Origin of the sequence: Streptomyces sp. AM 2-1-1 (genome assembly GCF_029167645.1) — a bacterium.
Classification (GTDB): domain Bacteria; phylum Actinomycetota; class Actinomycetes; order Streptomycetales; family Streptomycetaceae; genus Streptomyces.
This window is the reverse complement of record NZ_CP119147.1, coordinates 810740-831411: the sequence shown is the minus strand read 5'-3', so window position 1 is coordinate 831411 and position 20672 is coordinate 810740. Positions and strand designations below refer to the sequence as shown.

15 protein-coding genes and 1 pseudogene are annotated in these 20672 nt (G+C 73.7%); 4 read left to right on the top strand and 12 right to left on the bottom strand.

Going from position 1 to position 20672, the window contains the following annotated elements; all coding sequences use genetic code 11:
- Window positions 1-110: 110 nt before the first annotated feature.
- Entirely contained in the window at window positions 111-2993 is a 2883-nt protein-coding gene (locus tag PZB77_RS03510; RefSeq protein WP_275491038.1) for a glycoside hydrolase family 3 C-terminal domain-containing protein, read from the top strand.
- Window positions 2994-3057: 64 nt separating this feature from the next.
- Window positions 3058-5346 carry an alpha-xylosidase gene (yicI, locus tag PZB77_RS03505; protein ID WP_275491037.1) on the top strand — a complete coding sequence of 763 codons (2289 nt, stop codon included), beginning with the start codon at window positions 3058-3060 and terminating at the stop codon, window positions 5344-5346.
- Between the two features lie 87 nt (window positions 5347-5433).
- On the opposite strand, the gene PZB77_RS03500 is transcribed toward yicI, so the two are convergent.
- The 4 genes from PZB77_RS03500 to xylB all read right to left on the bottom strand — a co-directional run bounded on the left by PZB77_RS03500 (window position 5434) and on the right by xylB (window position 10931).
- Complete coding sequence (locus tag PZB77_RS03500; RefSeq protein WP_275491036.1) at window positions 5434-7014, bottom strand: TrkA C-terminal domain-containing protein; 1581 nt, start codon at window positions 7012-7014, stop codon at window positions 5434-5436.
- A gap of 160 nt (window positions 7015-7174) precedes the next feature.
- Window positions 7175-8068 carry a hypothetical protein gene (locus tag PZB77_RS03495; RefSeq protein WP_275491035.1) on the bottom strand — a complete coding sequence of 298 codons (894 nt, stop codon included), beginning with the start codon at window positions 8066-8068 and terminating at the stop codon, window positions 7175-7177.
- On the bottom strand, window positions 8068-9339 hold the full coding sequence (locus PZB77_RS03490; protein ID WP_275491034.1) for a VWA domain-containing protein: 1272 nt from the start codon (window positions 9337-9339) through the stop codon (window positions 8068-8070). Before PZB77_RS03490 ends, PZB77_RS03495 begins: the two co-directional genes overlap by 1 nt.
- A gap of 101 nt (window positions 9340-9440) precedes the next feature.
- Window positions 9441-10931, bottom strand: a complete 1491-nt coding sequence (gene xylB / locus PZB77_RS03485) for a xylulokinase (protein WP_275491033.1) — start codon at window positions 10929-10931, stop codon at window positions 9441-9443.
- A gap of 198 nt (window positions 10932-11129) precedes the next feature.
- Here xylB and xylA point away from each other — a divergent pair, with 198 nt between their 5' ends.
- Window positions 11130-12299 carry a xylose isomerase gene (gene xylA, locus PZB77_RS03480; RefSeq protein ID WP_275491032.1) on the top strand — a complete coding sequence of 390 codons (1170 nt, stop codon included), beginning with the start codon at window positions 11130-11132 and terminating at the stop codon, window positions 12297-12299.
- Window positions 12300-12504: 205 nt separating this feature from the next.
- On the opposite strand, the gene PZB77_RS03475 is transcribed toward xylA, so the two are convergent.
- From PZB77_RS03475 to PZB77_RS03460, 4 genes and pseudogenes are all read right to left on the bottom strand, one after another.
- Window positions 12505-13746, bottom strand: coding sequence for an ROK family protein (locus tag PZB77_RS03475; RefSeq protein WP_275491031.1), 1242 nt, complete (start codon window positions 13744-13746; stop codon window positions 12505-12507).
- A 79-nt stretch (window positions 13747-13825) separates the two neighbouring features.
- Window positions 13826-14264: pseudogene (locus PZB77_RS03470) on the bottom strand (DUF305 domain-containing protein).
- A 218-nt stretch (window positions 14265-14482) separates the two neighbouring features.
- A complete protein-coding gene (locus PZB77_RS03465) occupies window positions 14483-15163 on the bottom strand; it encodes a DUF3105 domain-containing protein (RefSeq protein ID WP_275491030.1) in 681 nt (226 codons plus the stop codon).
- A gap of 170 nt (window positions 15164-15333) precedes the next feature.
- The gene (locus tag PZB77_RS03460) at window positions 15334-15819 is read right to left on the bottom strand and encodes a hypothetical protein (protein ID WP_275491029.1); all 486 of its coding nucleotides are present in this window, start codon (window positions 15817-15819) and stop codon (window positions 15334-15336) included.
- Between the two features lie 70 nt (window positions 15820-15889).
- On the opposite strand from PZB77_RS03460, the gene PZB77_RS03455 reads away from it, so the two are divergent.
- Window positions 15890-16741, top strand: coding sequence for a phospholipid scramblase-related protein (locus tag PZB77_RS03455; RefSeq protein ID WP_275491028.1), 852 nt, complete (start codon window positions 15890-15892; stop codon window positions 16739-16741).
- A 78-nt stretch (window positions 16742-16819) separates the two neighbouring features.
- Here PZB77_RS03455 and PZB77_RS03450 read toward each other — a convergent pair whose 3' ends face one another.
- The 4 genes from PZB77_RS03450 to pcaH are packed head-to-tail and all read right to left on the bottom strand — an operon-like array spanning window position 16820 to window position 20629.
- A complete protein-coding gene (locus PZB77_RS03450) occupies window positions 16820-17983 on the bottom strand; it encodes an alpha/beta fold hydrolase (RefSeq protein ID WP_275491027.1) in 1164 nt (387 codons plus the stop codon).
- Entirely contained in the window at window positions 17980-19350 is a 1371-nt protein-coding gene (gene pcaB / locus PZB77_RS03445) for a 3-carboxy-cis,cis-muconate cycloisomerase (RefSeq protein ID WP_275491026.1), read from the bottom strand. Before pcaB ends, PZB77_RS03450 begins: the two co-directional genes overlap by 4 nt.
- Complete coding sequence (gene pcaG, locus PZB77_RS03440) at window positions 19350-19919, bottom strand: protocatechuate 3,4-dioxygenase subunit alpha (protein ID WP_275491025.1); 570 nt, start codon at window positions 19917-19919, stop codon at window positions 19350-19352. The genes pcaB and pcaG overlap by 1 nt, the downstream gene beginning before the upstream one ends.
- Window positions 19916-20629 carry a protocatechuate 3,4-dioxygenase subunit beta gene (gene pcaH, locus PZB77_RS03435; RefSeq protein WP_275495899.1) on the bottom strand — a complete coding sequence of 238 codons (714 nt, stop codon included), beginning with the start codon at window positions 20627-20629 and terminating at the stop codon, window positions 19916-19918. The genes pcaG and pcaH overlap by 4 nt, the downstream gene beginning before the upstream one ends.
- Between the last annotated feature and the right edge of the window lie 43 nt (window positions 20630-20672).

Here is a 20672-nt window from a genome sequence, read left to right as displayed (position 1 = left end):
TCAGGCACGGAGCATCGAAGCGCTTCGAAAGAGCGCTCGACGATGTACCGACGGAGCCGTAGAGGCCCATGGCTCCGCTAAACCTCCCACCTTTCCAAGGGGAACCGCACGTGACGGACCATCCGCTGCCCTTCCGAGACCCGCAGCAGCCCTTCGGGGCGCGCATCGACGACCTGCTCCAGCGGCTCACGCCGGACGAGCGGATCGCGATGCTCCACCAGTTCACGCCCCCGGTCGAGCGACTGGGCCTGGCCGCCTTCCGCACCGGCCAGGAAGCGCTGCACGGGGTGGCCTGGATGGGCGGGGCGACCGTGTTCCCCCAGGCCGTCGGCCTCGGCGCCACGTGGAACGACGACCTGGTGCGCCGCGTCGGCGAAGCCGTGGGCAACGAGGTCCGGGCCAAGCGCCGGAGCGACGAGAGGGTCGGCCTCAACGTCTGGGCCCCGACAGTGAATCTCCTGCGCCACCCCCTGTGGGGACGCGGTGAGGAGGGGTACTCCGAGGACCCCGCGCTCACCTCCGCCATCGCCGTCGCGTACACCCGCGGCCTGCGCGGCGAGCACCCCCGCTACTGGCGCACCGCCCCGGTCCTCAAGCACTGGCTCGCGCACAACAACGAGACCGACCGCGACACCGCCTCCTCCTCCGTGCGCCCCCGTGTCCTGCACGAGTACGACCTGCGCGCCTTCCGCGACGCGGTACGCGCCGGCGCGGTCGCCGGGGTCATGCCCGCCTACAACCTCGTCAACGGGCGCCCCAACCACGTCTCCCCGCTCCTGGACCAGCAGTTGCGGCAGTGGACCGACCAGTCCCTCGTCGTCTGCTCCGACGCCGGCGCCCCCTCCAATCTGGTCGACTCCGAGCACTACTTCGACACCCACGAGGAGGCCACCGCCGCCTCCCTGAAGGCCGGGGTCGACAGCTTCACCGACCACGGCACGGACTCCTCCGTGATGACCGGACGCATCCGCGACGCGCTCGACAAAGGGCTGCTCGACCCCGAGGACATCGACACGGCGGTACGCAGGCTGCTGGCGCTGCGCTTCTCGCTCGGCGAGTTCGACCCGGAGCTGGACCCCTACGCCGGGACCGACGACTTCGACACCCCCGCACACCGGGCCCTCGCCCTGGAAGCGGCCGAACAGGCCGCCGTCCTGCTCAAGAACGACGGTCTGCTGCCGCTCGCGCCGCGCGCGGGACGCAAGATCGCGGTCGTCGGGCTGCTCGCCGACGCCTGCAAGCTCGACTGGTACAGCGGCACCCTGCTGCACCGCTCCACTCCGCTCGACGGAGCGCGGGCCCGCTACGGCGCCGACGACGTGCTGTACGCCGAGGGCGTCGACCGGGTCCTGCTGACCTGCTCCGGCGGTCGCCTCCTCGTACCCGCGGCACCGGTGGACACCGGCGCGGCCCTCGGTGAGGAAGGCGCGCTCGACCCGGCGCTCCTCACCGGCCGCACCGACCTCCCGCCGCTCGTCGCCGCCCCCGAAGGCACCGCCCTGGCCCTGATCGACTGGGGCGACGGCGTGCTGACCCTGCGCACCGACGAAGGGCTCCACCTCTCGGTCGCCGAGGACGGCTTCGTGCGCGCCTCCGCCGAGGAGCCGGGAGGCTGGGTCGTCCAGGAGACGTTCCGCCTGGAAGCGGTCGGGGGACACGACGCGGGACACCGCCTTCTGCACATCGGTACGGGTGGGTACGTGTCTGTCGCCGCCGACGGCGCAAAGGTTGCCGAGAACGGCGAAAAGATTTCCGCCGGCCGGGCCACCGTCTTCGGCGTCGAGACCGTCGAGCGCGGTGCGGACCAGGTCGCACGGGTCGCCGCCGAAGCCGACACGGTGATCGTCGTCGCGGGCAACGACCCGCACATCAACGGCCGTGAGACCGAGGACCGCACCACCCTCGCCCTCCCCGCCCAGCAGGAGAACCTCTGGCGGGCCGCGCACGCCGCCAACCCGCGGACCGTGCTCGTGCTGACCTCCGCCTACCCGTACGCCGTGCCGGAGGCCCACGCCACCCTCCCCGCGCTGCTGTGGACCGCGCACGGCGGCCAGGCCGCGGGCACCGCGCTCGCCCGGATCCTCGCCGGCGACGTCTCCCCGGCCGGGCGGCTCCCCCAGACCTGGTACGCCTCCGACGCCGACCTGCCGGACCTGCTGGACTACGACGTCATCGGCTCCCGCCAGACGTACCTCTACTTCGACGGCACCCCGCTCTACCCCTTCGGCCACGGCCTCTCCTACGCCTCCTTCGGGTACGAGGAGCTCACCGTCACCCGCGAGGACGACCTGCTCCGGGTCGCCCTCACCGTCACCCACGGCGGCGGGGCCGCCTCCGACGAGGTCGCCCAGCTCTACGTACGCCGCACCGGCTCCGCCGCCACCCGGCTGCCGCTGCGCACACTGGTCGGCCACCGGCGGCTGCACCTGGCCCCCGGAGCCTCCCGGCGGATCGAGTTCCTGGTGCCGGTCGCCGAGTTGGGTCACTGGGACGTGGCGCACGGCCGCTGGACCGTGGAGCCGGGCGGCTACGAACTCCTGGCCGGGGCGTCCAGCACGGACATCCGGCTCACCACCGCGGTGGAGCTCGGCGGAGAGCCCTCCGGCCCCCGCCCCGTCCTCGCCGCCGGCCTCGAAGCGGCCGACTACGACGAGCAGCGCGGCACGGCGATCGTGGACCGGGCGAAGACCGACGGCGACGCGGTCACCCCCACCGGCGCCGACGCGGCCGGCGGGCTGCTCGTCTTCGAACGCTGCGACTTCGGGCGGGGCGTGCACCGTGTCACTGTCCACGCGTCCGGCGAGGGCACGGTCGAGATCGGGACCGACACAGCCCGCGCCGTCGTCACCGTCCCCGCCACCGACGGCCCGTACGCCTACCGCGCCGTGACCGCGGAGTTCGCCGCGACCGGGGTGGCGGACCTGCGGGTCACCCTGCGCGGGGCCCTGCGCCTCGCCCGGCTCACCTTCGACGCGCCGGGGGAGTCCGAGTGACCCGGCACCAGCGCACCGCGGCAGCCCAGCATCCGCTCACCACCGCCCCGGGCAAGGAGTCCTCATGAAGTTCACCGACGGATTCTGGCTCATGCGGGAGGGGGTCAGCGCCTCCTACGCCACCGAGATCCGCGACCTGCGCGTGGACGCCGACCGGATCACCGCCCACGCGGCGGTCATGCGGGTCACCGGGCGCGGCGACACCCTCAACACCCCGCTGATCACGGTCGAATGCTTTTCTCCCGCGGAGGGCGTCATCGGCGTCCGCGCCACCCACCACGCGGGGAAGGTCCACCGCGGCCCGGACTTCGAGCTGTCGGCGGACCCCGTGCCGCAGGCGGCGGTACGCACCGTGCGGGAGGGCCCGGTCGCCGAACTCACCAGCGGGCCGCTGACCTTGCGACTCGACCAGGACGGGCCCTGGGGCCTCACCTTCCTCGACGCGGACGGCCGCCGGCTCACCGGGGCCGACCGCAAGGGCACCGCCTTCGCCACCACTTCCGACGGCTCCCACCACATGATCGCGCAACTCGCCCTGGGCGTCGGGGAGAACGTCTACGGACTCGGGGAGCGCTTCACCCCGTTCGTGAAGAACGGCCAGGTCGTCGACGTCTGGCAGGCGGACGGCGGCACCAGCAGCGAGCAGGCGTACAAGAACATCCCGTTCTACCTCTCCTCGCGCGGCTACGGCGTCTTCGTCAACCACCCCGGCAAGGTGGCCTTCGAGGTCGGCTCCGAATCCGTGGGCCAGGTCCAGTTCAGCGTCGAGGACCAGACACTGGAGTACTACGTCGTCGCCGGCCCGACGCCCAAGGACGTCCTCGCCCGCTACACCGCGCTAACCGGCCGCCCCGCGCTGCCGCCGGCCTGGTCCTTCGGCCTCTGGCTCACCACCTCCTTCTGCACCTCCTACGACGAGCGGACGGTGACCTCCTTCGTGGAGGGGATGGCGGCACGTGACATCCCGCTCTCCGTCTTCCACTTCGACTGCTTCTGGATGCGCGAGTACCAGTGGTCGGACTTCCTCTGGGACCCGGACGTCTTCCCCGACCCGGAGGGGATGCTGGCCCGCCTCAAGGAGCGCGGACTGCGCATCAGCATGTGGATCAACCCCTATATCGCCCAGAAATCGGCCCTGTTCGCCGAGGGGGCCGAGAAGGGATACCTGGTCCGCAAGCCGGGCGGCGACATCTGGCAGTGGGACCTCTGGCAACCCGGCATGGCGCTGGTCGACTTCACCAACCCCGAGGCGACCGCCTGGTTCCAGAGCAAGCTGAAGGTCCTGCTCGACCAGGGCGTCGACTGCTTCAAGACCGACTTCGGCGAGCGCATCCCCACCGAGGTGGTCTGGCACGATGGTTCCGACCCGCACCGGATGCACAACTACTACGCGCAGATCTACAACAAGGCCGTCTTCGACCTCCTGGAGAAGGAGCGCGGCCAGGGCGAGGCCGTCCTCTTCGCCCGCTCGGCGACCGCCGGCGGCCAGCAGTTCCCCGTCCACTGGGGCGGCGACTGCTTCGCCTCCTTCAACGCGATGGCCGAATCCCTGCGCGGCGGACTGTCGTTGAGCCTCTCCGGCTTCGGCTTCTGGAGCCACGACATCGGCGGCTTCGAGGGCACCCCCGACCCGGCCGTCTTCAAACGCTGGCTCGCCTTCGGCCTCCTCTCCTCGCACAGCCGCCTCCACGGCAACGTCTCCTACCGCGTGCCGTGGGAGTTCGGCGAGGAAGCGGTCGACGTGACCCGGCAGTTCACCCTGCTGAAGCACCGCCTCATGCCGTACCTCTACGGCGCCGCCGTCGAGGCGCACCGCACCGGCGTCCCGGTGATGCGCCCGATGCTGCTGGAGTTCCCGGACGACCCGGCGACCCGCACCCTGGACCGGCAGTACATGCTCGGCCCGGACCTGCTCGTCGCCCCGGTCTTCTCGGCCGAGGGAGAGGTGGAGTACTACCTCCCCGAGGGCACCTGGACCCACCTGCTCACCGGCGAGACGGTCACCGGCCCGGCCTGGCGCCACGAGACGCACGGCTTCGACAGCCTGCCGCTCTTCGTCCGGCCCGGCGCGATCCTCCCCTGGAGCGGTGACGACCAGCGCCCGGACGGCGACTGGCTCGCCGACCTCACCCTGCGGACCTACGGCCCCGCCCCGGTGTCCGGGACGACCACGACCACGGTCGTACTCCCCGGCCCGACCGGCGAACCCGCCGCGACCTTCCACGTCACCCGCGACGCCGACGGCGTACGGGTCACGGCGGAGGGCAGCGGCCGGCCGTACCGCGTCACGGTCGAGGAGACGGGCGCCACGGTGGCGGGAACGGGCACCGTGGAGGTGCCGCACCCCGGCTGACGCGGGACGGGCGTGCCGGGGAGCGGGCCTCCTCCCCGGCACGCCCGGCGCCGCTCGCGGCCCGCCGGAGAGCGTTCCGCCGCCCGGTCACAACCCCACGAGGAGCTGCACGCAGACGATCTTCACCAGGATGCTCAGCGCGAAGAGCGTCGAGTACCCGCTGTTGACCCGGCTGTCGCTCACCCGGCTGTTGGCGTACGCGAGGATCGCCGGGTTGCCGACGTACCCCGAGAGCAGGCCCATGGTCCGCTCCCGGCTCTGGCCCAAGCCCTTGGCGACCAGCACCATCAGCGCGTAGCTGACGACCGCGCCGACCGCCAGGACCGCCAGGAGCTTCAGGCCGAACATCGAGAACGCGTTCTCCCGGAACGAGTAGCCGGAGCTCAGACCGACGATGGCCAGGAAGAGCAGCAGTCCGATCTGGCGCAGGGTGAGGTTGGCCCGGGTCGGCAGCGTCCACACCAGCGGGCCGGTGCGCCGTCGCCAGCCGAGGACCATGCCCATCACCAGCGGGCCCGCCCCGGTGCCGAGGGCCAGAGTGGCGCTGCCGAGGGTCAGCGACGGGATGCCGATGAGGAAGCCGAGCGCGAGGCCGAGGCCGAGGCTGACCGCGCTGACCTCGCTGACCTTCGCCTCGGTGTCGCCGAGGAACCGGGTGACCTCGCCCGACCGCTCGCGGGGCATCACCACGCGCAGACGGTCGTCGAGCTGGAGGACCAGGCCGTCGTGGGCCAGCATGTCGAAGTCGCCGCGCCGCACCCGGCTGACGGCCGCCCCGTAGGTGTCGGCCAGGCGGAGTTCGGCGACCGTGTGGCCCGCGAGGTCCGGGTTGGTGAGCAGGACACGGCGGTAGTCGACGGTGGACCGGTCGTCGAGCAGATGCGCCCCGGCGAGCTCACCGAGACGGGCGGTGGCCGCCGCCACGTCCTCCTCGCCGCCCACCACCTCGACCAGGTCGCCCGGGTGCAGCCGGTCCAGACGGGTGGCCACCCGGGCCGGGGCTCCCACCGCCCGGTATTCGCTGGCCAGGACCCGGTGCTCGGCGACGCCCGGCACGTCCGCCCACGCGATCTCGCGGGTGACGTGCACCGTCCGGGTGACGAGCGTGGCCGGCAGACCGGAGCCGGGGTCGCGCCGGGCCACCCACCGCCGACGGGCGGCGAGGGCCGCCACGAACATGATCGTGATCACCACGGCCAGTGGGTAGCCGATCGCGTAGCCGACGGCGGGCTGTGCCGGGTCCCCGGACGCGGCCTGGGCGGCGGCGAGGCCCGGGGTGGTGGTCCCGATGCCCGCGAAACCGCCGGCGAGGAACGGGCCGCTGATCCCGAGGACGCCGTGGCCGAGCGCGCCCACCACGACCGCGGTGACGGCGAGCGCCACGATCGCCCCGCCCATCACGGCCAACTGCCCCCGGAGCTCCCGGAAGAAGGCGGGCCCCGATTCCAGCCCGACCGTGTAGACGTACAGAGCGAGGCCCAGGGCGGACACCCCGGCGGGCAGGGCCGCGGCGATGTCCTCGTCGAGGGCGCCCACGAAGAGACCGACGAAGAGCACGCCCGCCGCTCCGAGCCTCACCGGGCCGAAGCGGACCATGCCGAGCAGGGATCCGACCGTGATCACCGAGAAGACGGCCATCCAGGGGTTGTCCGCGAAGAACTGCCACACGCGCGTTGCCTCCTGGCCCTGGGTCCTCGTCCGGTCCGACGGGGGCAGCATCCGGCAGACCCGCACCGCCCGCCACTCGGCGGCGCGCTGCCCCGGACACGACCGCGCCGCCGTCCCGGACGAGGACGGCGGCGCGGTGGCAGGCGGGGAAGCGGCCCCGTCAGACGCCCGGCGGCACGTGCGACGGGCGGCCGCGGCCGCGGGTGAGGGTGTAGCCGAAGACACCCGCCAGGGCGGCGAGCACCGCCCCGCCCGCGCTCCACAGCCAGCGCCGGGTCCACCAGCCGGAGGACCAGCCGTCCTCCGGTTCGCTGCCGGCCACCACGACCGGCTCGTCGGTGGCACCGTCCGTGGGCGAGGCGGACGAGCCGGAGCCGGCGGCGGCGCGCACGGCGGAGGAACCGGGCACCAAGGGCTCGGAGAGGGTGCCGTCCACGTCGTGCGCGCTGCCCACGTCGATCGAGGTGGCCTCCACCCGGGCGCCGACGGGCCGGCCCAGGTCGGTGTCGGGCAGGTCCAGCACGGTCAGGCGTACGTAGTAACTGCCGGGCAACGGGTCGTTGGCCCACGGCTCGGACCAGGCACGCACCGGGCGCAGCACGCAGTCGAGCTCGACCGTCGCCGCGTCGGCCGCCGCCTTGCGGGTCTGGTGTCCGTACATGCACGCCTGACGGCGGCGCAGGCCGTCGTAGACGTCGATCTGCCAGGTGGACGCGCCGTGGCGGAGCGACGCCTCGGGGAGGGTCACGGTGGCCCGTACGGTCGGTCGCTGCCCGGCGTCGGCGGGGAAGACCCAGTAGAGGTAGTCGCCCGTCGAGGCCTGCGCGGTGCCCGCCTGCTCCTGCTGGAGCGGTGTCGCGGTACGGAAGGTGGTGCCCGCCTCGGTGGGGCCGCCCTCGGAGCCGTCCTGGCCGGGGCTCGCGGAGGCGGACGGGTCGTCGGCCAGCGCCGGACCCGCCGAGGAGAACAGGGCGAGGCCGGCGACCAGGACGCCCGCGCTCGCGCGCAGCAGCCGATGGGCACGGGTGGTCCGGGTGCGGGGGGTCGTACGCATCAGTTGGTCCTCCATACGGCGACGCGCCAGCGCGAGATCCAGCCGAACAGCAGCCCCGCCAGCAGACCGGCGAGCAGCATCAGGCCGAGGAACCACCAGCCGCGGCCGAGACCGAAGGCCGCGGCGTCCGCGGCGTCGTCGGGGGAGTCCACCACATCGATGGTGAGTTCGACCGGCATGCCGGGGCCGGTCTTCGCCGAGGTGGGCGAGGAGAAGGAGTCGCTGAGCTGGAGGCAGACGGCCTCGGCGGTCCCGGCGTCGGCGTCGTCCCGCGCCTCGCCCTTGGGGTAGCGCAGTCCGGTGGAGATGGCGTCGGTGCGTCCGGTGCCCGACTCGGAGCCCCGGACGATCTCCCGCCCGTGGACGGTGACCGCGCGCAGCAGGACACCGTAGTCGGGGTTGACGGCCCGGTCGGCCGAGACACTGACGGAGGCCCGCAGCTCCTGGCCGGGCAGGACGTTCACCCGGTACCAGTGGTGCTCACCGAGCTTCGCGCGGTCGGTGTACAGACCGGCGGCGAGTTCGGGAGCCTTGGCACAGCTCGCGGCGCCCTCGGTAGCCACCGGGGTGACGACGGGTTCGGCGGCCCGGTCCACGAGCTGGGTGACCCGGTGGGAGAGGTCCTCCTTGTGCTGGACGGCCGTGTACGTACCACCGGTCGCCTCGGCGATGCAGGTCAGCTGCTGCCGGATCTTCGCGTTGGGCACCAGGCCCAGGGTGTCGATCACCAGGTGCACGCCGCGGGCGGCGATGTCGCGCGCCACCTCGCACGGGTCCAGCGGACCGCAGGTGTCCTCGCCGTCGGTGATCAGCACGATCCGGCGGGTGGACTCACCGCCGTCCAGATCGTCGGCCGCGCCGAGCAGGGCCGGGCCGATCGGGGTCCAGCCGGTGGGCGCGAGGGTCGCGACCGCCGTCTTCGCGTCCGTACGGTCCAGCGGGCCCACCGGGTAGAGCTGCTTGGTGTCCTTGCAGCCGACCTTGCGGTCGTCGCCCGGGTAGTCGGCGCCCAGCGTGCGTATGCCGAGCTGTACCTCTTCGGGAACGGCGTCCAGCACGTCGTTGAACGCCTGCTTGGCCGCGCTCATGCGCGACTCGCCGTCGATGTCACGGGTGCGCATGGACCCGCTGACGTCGAGGACGAGTTCGACCTTGGGCGAGGAGGCGGTGGAGGGTTCGTCGGCGGCGGCCGGCACGGCGGTGCCGATTCCGGCGGCCAGGGTGGCGAGCAGCAGGCCCACCCCGGTCCTCAGCCGTTTGGTTGTGATCATCGCCGGATCCTATTGAACATCGGTTCGCATCCCCAAACCCGCTGCGCGGAAGCGGGTTCGGGGATGCGCGATGCGATCCGCCGGTACTCCCGGGGTGCTCGTCAGCCGCCGAGGAGGGGCTTCGAGGCGCGGTCGAGCACCGAACCGATCCGCTCCCAGGCCTCCGTGTCCCGTGCGACCGGGTCGATGTGACGGTCCGTTCCGGCCGTGCCGCGGCCGTTCCATCCGGTGGCCAGGGCGACCGGGTCGCCGCCGCCGGCCGCCGAGGCGGCGAGCGCGGCGGCGCCGAGTGCCACCAACTCACCGTTGGCGGGCACCACCAGAGGCCGGCCGGAGAGCCGGCGCACGGTCTCGATCCAGGTGGCGCCCTGCGCCCCGCCGCCGATCAGACGCAGCGGACGGGCCGCGACCTCGGGGGCCGCCGGGTCGAGACCGCAGGCGCGCAGCAACTCGTCCATGGCGTGCAGCACGGTGAACGCCGCGCCTTCGTAGGCGGCACCCAGGAGTTGCTGCGGGGTGGTGTCGTGCCGCAGCCCGGTGAGGAGGCCGGCGGCGTGCGGCAGGTCGGGGGTGCGTTCGCCGTCCAGGTACGGGAGGAGGACCGCCTCCCCGCCGGGTGACGCGTCGTCACGGTGCAGGCCCAGCAGCGCGGCGACCTTGTCCACGGCGAGCGTGCAGTTCAGCGTGCAGGCGAGCGGGAGGTAGGTGCCGTCCGCCGCCGCGAAGCCGGCGAGCGCGGGCGAGGCGGGCCGGGTGCGCGAGGCGGCGAAGACGGTGCCGGAGGTACCGAGGCTGAGTACGGGGTGGTCGAGCAGCCCGGCTCCGCCGAGGCCCAGCCCGACGGCGGCGCTCATGTTGTCGCCGGTGCCGGCCGCGACGGCGATGCCGGCGGGCAGGCCGAGATCTTCGGCCGCCTGCGGGGTCAGCGACCCGGCCCGCGCGCCGCCGGTGGGGGCCACCTCCGGCAGCAGCGCCGCGTCCAGGCCGATCAGCGCGAGCAGTTCGGAGTCGTACGCGCCGGTGGCGGTGGAGTACCAGCAGGTACCGGAGGCGTCACCCGGGTCGGTCACCGCGACGCCGGTGAGGCGCTCGGTGAGGAAGTCGTGCGGGAGGCGCACGCCCGCGGCGGCGTCCGCGCTCGCCGGGTCGTTCTCCCGCAGCCACTGCCACTTGGCGGCGGTCATCGAGGCGACGGGGACCGATCCGGTGCGCGCGGTCCACGCCTCGGGGCCGCCGAGCGCGGCGGTGAGGGCGGTGGCCTGGGGCGCGGACCGGGTGTCGTTCCAGAGCAGGGCGGGCCGCAGCGGCCGGCCGGCGCGGTCGAGTACCACCAGGCCGTGCTGCTGGCCGGCGACCGCGATGCCCGTGACGGCCGAGGCGGGGACCCCGGCCTCCTTCATCCCGGCGGCCACCGCGTCGCGCAGTGCCTGCCACCAGATCTCGGGGTCGCTCTCGCGGGCACCGCCCTCGCCGAGGACCACGTGCGGGGCGCGGCCCACCGCGAGGATCTCACCGGTGACGGCGTCGGTGACTGCTGCTTTGGTGGACTGGGTGGAACTGTCCACGCCGATGACGACCGTACGCGGCGGCATGGCTACCTCTTCTCGTGCTGCGGATTTGCTCGTTCGACAAACAAATTACGTGATCGAACCGGCGCGGGACAGGGTCCGAAGACCTTTCGCTGTTCCGAGGGTTTGCTTCCGGCCCCAAGGGTGCCATATTAGTAATGGCACTGAACAAATTGGTCGGTCGGCAGTGCAGCCGTCCGGGCCCGTCGACAAGAGGCAGACATGTCGGACCGTTTCTCTCCCACTTCCGCTGACAAGTTCACCTTCGGTCTCTGGACCGTGGGCTGGCGGGGCAACGACCCCTTCGGTGAGCCGACCCGTCCGGCGCTCGACCCGGTCGAGTCCGTCGAGCGGCTCGCGGAGCTCGGCGCGCACGGCGTGACCTTCCACGACGACGACCTGATCCCGTTCGGGTCCTCCGACACCGAGCGCGCCCGGCTGATCGGCCGGTTCAAGGACGCCCTGGAGCGCACCGGCCTCAAGGTCCCGATGGCGACCACCAACCTGTTCACGCACCCCGTGTTCAAGGACGGCGGCTTCACCTCCAACGACCGCGACGTCCGCCGCTTCGCGCTGCGCAAGGTCATCCGCAACATCGACCTCGCCGCCGAACTCGGCGCCCAGACCTACGTCGCCTGGGGCGGCCGCGAGGGCGCCGAGTCCGGCGGCGCCAAGGACGTCCGCGACGCCCTCGACCGCATGAAGGAGGGCTTCGACCTCCTGGGCGAGTACGTCACCGACCAGGGCTACGACATCCGCTTCGCGATCGAGCCCAAGCCCAACGAGCCCCGCGGCGACATCCTCCTGCCCACCGTCGGCCACGCCCTCGCCTTCATCGAGCGCCTGGAACGCCCCGAGCTCTACGGCGTCAACCCCGAGGTCGGCCACGAGCAGATGGCCGGACTCAACTTCCCCCACGCCATCGCCCAGGCCCTGTGGGCCGGCAAGCTCTACCACATCGACCTCAACGGCCAGTCCGGCATCAAGTACGACCAGGACTTCCGCTTCGGCGCCGGCGACCTGCGCCAGGCCTTCTGGCTCGTCGACCTCCTGGAGAACTCCGACTACACCGGACCGCGCCACTTCGACTTCAAGCCGGTGCGCACCGACGGCTTCGACGGCGTCTGGGAATCCGCGAAGAACTGCATGCGCAACTACCTGATCCTCAAGGACCGCACCGCCGCCTTCCGCGCCGACCCCGCCGTCCAGGAAGCCCTCACCGCCTCCCGCCTCGACGAACTCGCCACCCCCACCGCCGCCGACGGCCTCAAGGGACTCCTCGCCGACACCACCGCCTACGAGACCTTCGACGTCACCGCCGCCGCCGAACGCTCCATGGCCTTCGAAGCCCTCGACCAGCTCGCCCTGGACCACCTCCTCGGCGTCCGCTGACCCCGACGGAGCAGACGCGTCGACCGACCGGCGGGGGCCGGACCGTCCGGGGGACGGTCCGGCCCCCGCCGGTCGTGCGCAGTCGCCGGACCGCTCTCCCTCACCGGTCGCGCGCGACCGGTGGACCGTCCCTCGCCAACCGCCTGCCGCGAACCGTGCGGGGAGCGGAATCCGCCCCGGTGGAGCGGGTCCGCCCCGGTGGGGCTCAGCGCTCCCGGCCGGCGTACGCCACCGGGTCGGCCAGCACGTCCTGCATCACCAGGGCCGCCGCGCCCCGGGCCGCGTCCCCGGCGACCGACGACGCCCGGAGCCTGCCGCTGCCCGGGGACCAGAGACCCGAGACGACCCGGCCGGTCAGCTCCTCGTCGGCGGGCCGCGACAGCCACGGCATCAGCCCGCGGTATATCCCGCCGAGCACCACCGCGTCCGGGTCGATCAGGTTCACCGCGCCCGACAGGACGCGGCCCAGCATCCGGCCCGCCTCGCCGACCGCCGCCTCGGCCCGCGCGTCACCGGCGCGCACCCGGCGCTCCAGCTCGATCACCGCTCCGCCGCCGGCCCCCTCTATGCCGGCCGCCCGCAGCAGCGCCGCCTGACCGGCGTACTGCTCCAGACAGCCCCGCGATCCGCACCGGCACTCGGGACCCGCCGGGTCCACCACCACGTGGCCGATCTCCCCGGCGAAGCCGTGCGCGCCGCGCAGCAGCTCGCCGCCGATCACCAGGGCGCCGCCGACACCGATCTCGCCCGTCAGGTAGAGGAAGCTGCGCACCTCGCCGAGGCCGCCGAACCACAGCTCGGCCAGCGCCGCCAGATTCGCCTCGTTCTCCGAACTCACGGGCAGCGGGCCGACCCCCGGACGCAGGACGGCGAGCGCCTCGGCGAAGAGGCGTTCCGCCGGGACGCGGTTCCAGCCGAGGTTGGGAGCCTGGCGCACGGCACCGCCGGAGACGAGGCCCGGCAGGGCGAGCGCGGCGCCGACGGGGCGGAGCTCCTGCTCGCGGGCCGAGTCCAGGGTGCGCGCCGCGATCCGGGCGGCGCGGACCAGGACCTCCTCGGGCGGCTCCCCCCGGTTGTCCAGGTGCTCGGTCTGCCGCACCCGCCCGGTGCCCGCCAAGTCGACGACGCAGACCGAGACGTAGTCGATGTTGATCTCCACCCCGACGCCCGCGGGCCCGGTGCGGGCCACCTTGAGCGCGGTGCCGGGGCGCCCTGCCTGTCCGCTGAAGGTCTTGCCGGACTCGGTGAGGAAACCGGTCTCCAGCAACTGCTCGACCAGCGAGGACACCGCCGCGCGGGTCAGTCCCACCCGGGCCGCCACTCCGGCCCTGGTCGCCTCGCCGGTCTCGTCCTCGTCACGGACCGCACGCAGCACGAGGCTCAGGTTGTGCCGCCGGACGGTGTCCTTGTCGGCTTTGGGACCCAACTGCGTGAAATGGTTCTTCATGTCGTTGCCGAGAATAGGTGATGGCGGCCGCGGCCGGACGGGGAGCCGCGGGAACCCGCTCCCGCCCCGGCCGCGCCGGTCAGGGCTGCGCGCCGCGTTCGCGGAGCATGTCCACCATGAGGGCGATCTCGGAGCGCTGGCCGCGCACCATGCCGGCGGCGAGGTGCACGACGGCGTCGGTCGTGGCGGAGCCGGCCGCCGCCCCCGCCATCTCGGCACCGGCCGTGTGGTGGGCCGTCATGAGCCGCAGGTAGAGCACCTCGGCCTCCTCGCCCCTCGCGGCCCGCAGCGCGTCCAGTTGCGTGTCGGTGGCCATACCGGGCATCAGCGCGCCGTCGTGCGGCCGGACCGTGTGGCCCATCCAGCGCATCGGGGGGGACCGCCGAGCTCTTGGGCAACCCCCACAGTTCCAGCCAGCCCAGCATCATCCCGCGCTGGTTGGCCTGCGTGTTGATGATGTCGTACGCGAGCCGCCGCACGTCCTCGTCGTCCGTACGGTCCCGGACGACGAACGACATCTCGACGGCCTGCTGGTGGTGGACGGACATGTCCCGGGTGAAACCGGCGTCCACCGAACCGTCCGCCGGCGCCGACCGCCCGGACGGGGACACCGCGACCGAGGACGAGGCGGGGGAGGGGCGTACGACCATCAGTGCCACCAGCCCCAGCGCGAGCAGCAGTACCGCGACGCCCGCCACCACCAGCCGCCGGGACCCCACCACGCGGCCGGCGTGCGTCACTTCGCGATCCCGCCGGTGCAGGGGGCGCCCGGCTCCGGCGTCTGCGCGCCCTGGACGTACTTCGTGAAGAACCGCGCGACCCGCGGGTCGGTGGCGCTCGTGACGGTGACCTGCTTGCCCCAGGCGCTCAGGATCAGCGGGTCCGCCTGGTCCTCCAAGGGGCTCATCAGGGAGTACGGGGTGGCCTCGACCCGCTCGGTGAGCGCTGCCACGTCGTCGGTGGCGGCCTTGCTGTTGTACGTGACCCAGACGGCGCCATGCTCCATGGAGTGGACGGCGTTCTCCTTCGGTATCGCCTCGGTGTAGACGTCCGCGTCGCAGTTCATCCAGACCGGGTCGTGGTCGCCGCCGACCGGCGGGTTCATCGGGTAGTCGACGGGCGTCTCCACGTGGTTCTGCGTCAGCCCGTCCCAACTGCGTTCGCCCGTGAGGGGGCCGGTCGCGGGGGAGCCGGTCGTGACGGGGCCGGCCGAGGCCTTCGCCCCGGCCTCGTCCTCACCGTCCGTCTTCGTCATCAGGTAGCCGCCGCCCGCGACGAGCGCGGCGACGACCGCGACGGCGGCCGTGATGGTGATGACCCTGACGCGGCGCTCGCGCCCGCGTTCCCTGCGCCGTGCCTCCTCCAGATTGGCGCGGCGCCCGGCGGAGGGGGAGTTCTGGTCTGTGGTGGAAGGCATGGTCGTCCTCGTATTCGGCATCGGCGGGAAGTGCGGGGGCGGAGGGTCCGCCGGGCGGTCCGAGGGCTGTCCGTCTCTCGGCCGCGGCTGCTCGTCCGGACCGGGACAGCGGTCGGCGCCCGGAGTGATCCGGACGAGAGGTCCCGGGCAGGGCGCCCGGCGGGGATCGCCTACGTCCGCCGGATCCGGAGAAGCATCCGGTCGACCGCCTGTGCGGTGTGGTGGGAGGGGTCGCGGACGGGGGCCGTCCCCGGACGGGGCGCGCCGGGCGGGATGCCGTCGGGGCGGGGCAGCGTGAGGGGCGGAGCGAGCGACGGCGGAAGGGCGGCGGCCTCGTGGCCCGGGGAGCCGTGGCAGGTGCTGCCGAACACGTCGCCGACCGGGATGTGGACGCGGACCACCCGTGCGACGGCCTCTTCCGGGCGCGCGGGGGTGAGGCCGGCCGGCGGGGTCGCCCGGGCGGACGCCGCCGCCGCTGCGGGAGGCGCGGCACTCCCGCCGCTGCCCGCCCCGGCGGGGAGGAAGGGAAGGCAGTACAAGACCGCCGCCAGCACGGCCCGCACCAGTACGGCCCCCGGACCCGCGGCCCGGGTGACCCGGGCCGCGGCGGACATGCCGGGCGGCGGTGTGTCGGCCCGCGTCCTCGGTGTGGTCATCACTGTCACCGCAGCGGTGTGTGAAGTTTCAAGAATGTCCCCGCCGCCCCCCGCGGGATAGTGTGCCTCGGTGACCACGACCTCGAACATACCTGCGGGTTGGTTCCCTGACCCGCACGGTGCCACGGAGCTCCTCCGCTACTGGGACGGCTCCCGGTGGACCGAGCACACCCACCCGGCCGCGGGCGCCCAGCCCTCGGCCCCGGCGGGCTCCGCGCAGGCCGCCGCCGTGCGGGCGCCGGCCCCTCACCCGGCTGTGCCCCCGCAGCAGAAGGCGCCCCAGCAGCAGGCCGCGCCTGCCCAGCCGGGCCGGATCAGCGCCGGGACCCTCTTCGACCAGCAGGTCCTGGTGGTGAACCAGAAGGCCAAGCTGATCGAGGTGACCAACGAGTACCGCGTCTTCGACCAGCAGGGCGCGACCCTCGGCTCGGTCGTCCAGGTCGGGCAGAGCGCGTTCCGCAAGGTGCTGCGCTTCGTGTCCAGCTGGGACCAGTACCTGACGCACCGCCTGGAGATCCGGGACGCCTACGGTCAGCCCCAGCTGCTGCTGACCCGGCCTGCCAAGTTCATCAAGTCGCGTGTGATCGTCCAGCGGCCGGACGGGCGGGCGGTCGGCGAGATCGTCCAGCAGAACGCGATCGGCAAGATCAACTTCGCCATCATGGTGGACGGCCGGAAGGTCGGCGCGATCAAGGCCGAGAACTGGCGCGCCTGGAACTTCTCGATCGTCGACCACAACGAGGCCGAGATCGCCCGGATCACCAAGACCTGGGAAGGGCTCGCCAAGACGCTCTTCACCACGGCGGACAACTACGTCCTCCAGATCCACTACCAGCTGCCCGAGCCGCTCCTGAGCCTCGTCGTCGCGACGGCGCTCACCGTGGACACCGCGCTCAAGCAGGACGCGCGCGGCTTCGGCTGAGCCGTCGTCCGTCCCCACCGGTGCCCCGTACGCGACGCGTACGGGGCACCGCGCGGTCCGGGCCCCGCACCCGGCCGCTCACGTCGCGGTCTCCTCCTCCGCCATCTCCGCGAGAACCTTCCCGGCGACACCGAACGCGGCGTTCGCCGCCGGCACGCCGCAGTAGACCCCGGTCTGGAGCAGCACCGCGCCGATCTCCTCGGGGGTCAGGCCGTTGCGCACCGCGGCGCGCACGTGCAGCGCCAGTTCGCCCATGTGGCCGTGGGCCACGAGCGCGGTGAGAGTGACGAGGCTGCGTTCCCGGCGGGGGAGGGTCGGGTCGGTCCAGACCTCGCCCCACGCGTAGCGGGTGATGAAGTCCTGGAACCGTGCGGTGAACGGTGTGGTGGCGGCGACCGCACGGTCCACGTGCGCGTCGCCGAGGACCGCCCGCCGCACCGCCTGCCCGCCCGCGGCCGAACCCGCGGCGGCCCCGTCCCCGGCGTCGAAGTGTGCGCGCAGAGCCGCGACGAGCGGCTCGGGACGCTCGGCGGGCGCCAGGTGCGAGGCGCCCGGCAGTTCCAGCAGGGCCGCGCCGGGAACGCCGTCCGCGATCTCCCGCGCGTGCGCGGGCGGCGTCGCGGGGTCCTCGCGCCCCGCCACGGCAAGGGTGGGCGCGCCGATGGAGCTGAGCAGCGGTCGCAGGTCGTACGAGGCGAGAGCGTCGCAACACGCCGCGTACGCCCCCGGATCCGCGGCCCGCAGGTCGTCCAGGAGCGCCGGCACCGTGAAACCCGGGGTGAACCAGCGCGCCGCCGCCCCGTCGGCCACGGGTCCGGTGCCCCGTGCGCGTACCCGCGCGGCCCGGTCGCGCCAGGCCCGCGGGTCCCCGAACCGAGCGGACGAACAGACGACCGCCAGGCGGTCGACGCGCTCGGGGTGGTGGGCGGCCAGCCAGAGCCCGACCGCGCCGCCGAGTGAGACACCCGCGTAGGAGAACCGGCGCAGCGCGAGCGTGTCGGCGAGGGAGAGGACCAGCCGGCCGAGATCGGCGACGGTCGCCCCGGCTCCGATCAGGCCGGCCGGGGAGCCGCCGTGCCCCGGCAGGTCCCAGCGGACCACCCGGCGGGTCCGGGAGAGAGCGGGGGCGACACCGTCCCAGAGCGCCATGGACGTGCCGAGCGAGGGGCCGAGCAGCAACGGCGGCGCACCGGACGGACCTTCCTCGCGGAAGTGCGGTACGGGCGAGGGGTGTCCGGTCATCGGCGTTCCAGGGCGCGGTCGGTGAGCGGACCGGCGGAGCCGGTGTACCGCGTGGGGTCGGTGAGGGCGGCGAGATCGGTGCCGGCGAACGCGGGCTCCCCGATGAGGACACGGGCCAGGGGGAGTTGCCGCTCCCGGGCGGTGGCGGTGGCCCGCGCCATCACCTCGGCGGCCTCCGCGCGGCCGACCCGGGACGCCGCCACCGAGGCCAGTCGCTCCGAGACGATCAACCCGCTGGTCAGATCGAGGTGTTCCCGCATGGCGTCGGGGAAGACGCGCAGCCCCGCGGTGAGTTCGACGGCGTCCTGGGCCGATCCGCCCACCAGCCGGAGGAGATCGCGCAGGGGCTCCCACTCCGCGTGCCAGGCTCCGGCGGGGCGCTCGTCCTCGGCGGCGAGCGAGCCGTACAGCGTCGCCGCGAGGTACGGTGCGCGGCGGGCGGCCGACGCGATGAGCGTGGCGCGGACCGGGTTGGCCTTGTGCGGCATCGCGGACGACCCGCCGCCCGTTCCCTCGGCGACCTCGCCGATCTCCGTCCGGGCCAGGTTCAGCACGTCCACGGCGAGTTTGCCGAGCGCGCCCGCGGCGAACGCCAGCGCCCCGGCCAGGTCGGCGACCGGCGTCCGGAGCGTGTGCCAGGGCAGCACCGCTTCCGCCAGGCCCAGTTCGTGCGCGTACGCCGCCGCGACGGCCGGCGCCGCAGCCGGGCCGTCCGTGTCCGGGTCCTCGGGCCCGAGCGCGGCCATGGTGCCCGCCGCGCCGCCCAGTTGGGCCGGCAGCGACGAACGTACGGCGGCCAGCCGGTCCCGGGCGTCGAGCAGGAGCGCCCGCCACCCCGCCGCCTTGAGGCCGAACGTCGTCGGTACGGCGTGCTGGGTGAGGGTCCGGCCCGGCATCGGGGTGTCCCGGTGCTCGGCCGCGAGTACGCCCAGCCGCTCCGCGGTCCGGCCGAGGTCGTCCAGGACGAGGGCCAGGGCACGGGAGGCCACCAGCATCGCCGCCGTGTCCACGATGTCCTGGCTGGTCGCGCCCCGGTGGACGTGCCCGCGCAGTTCCTGGGCCACCCGTGCCCGCAGGTCGGCCACGAGCGGGATCACCGGGTTGCCGCCGGAGCGGGCCCGCAGCGCGAGATCCCGGGGGTCGAAGCAGGCGGGGTCGGCGGCCCGGGTCACCGCGGGGCCGGCCCCGGCGGGAGCGAGCCCGCAGGAGACCTGGGCCCGGGTGAGGGCCGCCTCGGCGTCGAGCATCGCCCGCAGGAAGGCCGCGTCCCCGGTGGCCGCCTCGGCCCGGGACCCGGACCGCCCGGGAGCGAGCAGGCCGACGTCGTGCGGTCCGGGACGGTGCGGTCCGGTGCCGTTCTCGTGCATCAGGGGAACTCCAGGAAGACCGTCTCGCCCTCGCCCTGCAGGCGGATGTCGAAACGGTACGTACGGTGGCCGGCGGGTGTCGCGATCAGCGTGGCGCGGCGCTGCGCGTCCAGCGAGTCCAGCAGCGGGTCGCCCTCGGGCGCGGCCCCGCGGGCGTCCGGCAGGTAGAGGCGGGTGTGGAGATGGTGGACCAGGCCGCGCGCGAAGACCACGACGCTGAGGTAGGGAACGCCGCCCGGCGGCAGGGTCCGCAGCGACCACTGGCCGTCCGCGTCGGTGGCGACCCGGCCGAAACCGGTGAAGTCCACCCCGTTGCGGCCCGCGTTGCGCCCGGTCACGGGATCGCGGCGCATCGCACCGGGCAGGCCGGTGCGCGATCCGTCCGGAGCGGGCTGCCAGGTCTCGACGAGCGCGTCGGGCACGGGGGCCCCGGCGCCGTCGAGCACCAGCCCGCGCACCGTGAGGGTGTCGGGGTGCCCGGCCGGGGCGATGTCACCGCCGTCGGGCAGCGGCAGCGCGAACCCGTAGAACGGGCCGATGGTCTGGGAGGGCGTGGGGGCGAGGGTCATCGGTCGCGGCCTTCCTCGATCCAGGTGGCGGACGGGCCGTCCAGGACGATGTCCCAGCGGTAGCCGAGGGACCACTCGGGTACGGACAGGTCATGGTCGTAGGCGGAGACGAGCCGCGCGCGTGCGGCGGCGTCCGTGACCGAGCGCAGGACCGGGTCGTAGGGGAAGAGCGGATCGCCCGGGAAGTACATCTGGGTGACCAGCCGTTGCGCGAACGCCGTCCCGAAGAGGGAGAAGTGGATGTGGGCGGGGCGCCACGCGTTGGTGTGGTTGCGCCACGGATACGCCCCGGGCTTGATGGTGGTGAAGGAGTACCCGCCCTCGTCGTCCGTCAGACAGCGGCCGAAGCCGGTGAAGTGGGGGTCGAGCGGCGCCGGATGGTGGTCGAGCTGATGGGCGTACCGTCCCGAGGCGTTGGCCTGCCAGACCTCCACCAGCTGACCGCGCACCGGCCGCCCGTCCCGGTCGAGCAGCCGCCCGCCGACGGTGATCCGTTCCCCCAGCGGCTCGCCGTGGTGCTGCTGCGTCAGATCGCTGTCCAGCGCGGTGACGTCGCTGACGCCGAAGGCGGGCCCGGAGAGTTCGACGGCCTCCGGATCGCGGACGGGTATCGGCGCCCGGTGCGGATGGCGCAGGCGGCTGCTCCGGTAGGGCGGGTAGTCGCGCGGTGGATGGTGCCCGGGGGCAGCCGCGGCCTCGGCCAGATCCATCGCCCGGTCGATCTCGTGCTGGTCCAGCCCGTCGGGCAGGGGA

What these genes read in the sequence shown, in the direction of transcription:
- PZB77_RS03495 (WP_275491035.1), bottom strand. Translation starts at nt 8,068, where the DNA reads ATGCGTACGACCCCCCGCACCCGGACCACCCGTGCCCATCGGCTGCTG.
- pcaG (WP_275491025.1), bottom strand. Translation starts at nt 19,919, where the DNA reads ATGACCCTCGCCCCCACGCCCTCCCAGACCATCGGCCCGTTCTACGGG.
- yicI (WP_275491037.1), top strand. Translation starts at nt 3,058, where the DNA reads ATGAAGTTCACCGACGGATTCTGGCTCATGCGGGAGGGGGTCAGCGCC.
- xylA (WP_275491032.1), top strand. Translation starts at nt 11,130, where the DNA reads ATGTCGGACCGTTTCTCTCCCACTTCCGCTGACAAGTTCACCTTCGGT.
- xylB (WP_275491033.1), bottom strand. Translation starts at nt 10,931, where the DNA reads ATGCCGCCGCGTACGGTCGTCATCGGCGTGGACAGTTCCACCCAGTCC.
- PZB77_RS03460 (WP_275491029.1), bottom strand. Translation starts at nt 15,819, where the DNA reads ATGACCACACCGAGGACGCGGGCCGACACACCGCCGCCCGGCATGTCC.
- PZB77_RS03450 (WP_275491027.1), bottom strand. Translation starts at nt 17,983, where the DNA reads ATGACCGGACACCCCTCGCCCGTACCGCACTTCCGCGAGGAAGGTCCG.
- PZB77_RS03490 (WP_275491034.1), bottom strand. Translation starts at nt 9,339, where the DNA reads ATGATCACAACCAAACGGCTGAGGACCGGGGTGGGCCTGCTGCTCGCC.
- pcaB (WP_275491026.1), bottom strand. Translation starts at nt 19,350, where the DNA reads ATGCACGAGAACGGCACCGGACCGCACCGTCCCGGACCGCACGACGTC.
- PZB77_RS03475 (WP_275491031.1), bottom strand. Translation starts at nt 13,746, where the DNA reads ATGAAGAACCATTTCACGCAGTTGGGTCCCAAAGCCGACAAGGACACC.
- PZB77_RS03465 (WP_275491030.1), bottom strand. Translation starts at nt 15,163, where the DNA reads ATGCCTTCCACCACAGACCAGAACTCCCCCTCCGCCGGGCGCCGCGCC.
- pcaH (WP_275495899.1), bottom strand. Translation starts at nt 20,629, where the DNA reads ATGGATCTGGCCGAGGCCGCGGCTGCCCCCGGGCACCATCCACCGCGC.